The sequence below is a fragment of the Priestia sp. P5_B4 genome (assembly GCF_056400385.1).
In genome coordinates, this window is sequence record NZ_JBFULJ010001304.1 from 1 (window position 1) to 769 (window position 769).

Annotated in this window: 1 pseudogene; it reads right to left on the minus strand. The window is 38.5% G+C overall.

From position 1 onward, the window contains the following. Positions 1-566: pseudogene (locus AC1DRF_RS30640) on the minus strand (MFS transporter); the annotation flags it as partial. Positions 567-769 lie beyond the last annotated feature (203 nt).

Consider the following 769-nt stretch of genomic DNA (forward strand, 5'->3'; position numbering starts at 1 on the left):
GATGAAAGGGCCAGCCAAAGTTGGAACACCGATTGAATCCGCAAATTCTCCCATTGTATAGTGGAAACCATGGCCATACTTGCGGCAGTTGCCCTTTGTTTATCTGTTGCAAGATCCGTCCCTGCATATCGCGCTTGTAGATTAGACGCCGTCCCAGCTCCATAAATAAGAAGGGAAAGGAATAAAAGTGCAATGTTGTTGGTTAAAGCTGCAATTATAACACCGAYAGCGCCTATCCCTCCTGCAAGGAACCCTCCTGCAAGTCCTGCTCTACGTCCAAAACGTTGTGAAGATCGGCCTATAAGTAGGGCAGCTCCTGCAGAACCTAAAGTAAATAAAGCCGTTGGAATCCCTGCTGCATTTTCCGTCCCTAGCATGTCTTGTGCAAGAAGTGCCCCTACTGTTACACCGGCTCCAAGTCCTGCTCCCCCAAAGATTTGTGAAAACATCAAAATTCTTAATGTTTTTTTATAAAGTTTTGTTTGTCTTTCTGGTAAATCAATATATTCTTGCAACCATATAGGTTGCTGTGTTGAGGTATTTGTATCTTTTGCTGTCATTGTCATAAACTCTACCTCCTAATAAATTACATTTGTAACTTTTTATTTGTGTTATTCTATATATTTAGGATTTTCGATACATTTAACTATATTCGCTATTAGAAGAAGCTCACAATTAAATTGTTGATAATTATGAGCTTCTTCTATTTCTTATTCTTAAATATGAACACGACAATATTTGTAGATATTCATATTAAAATGTGTAGGAT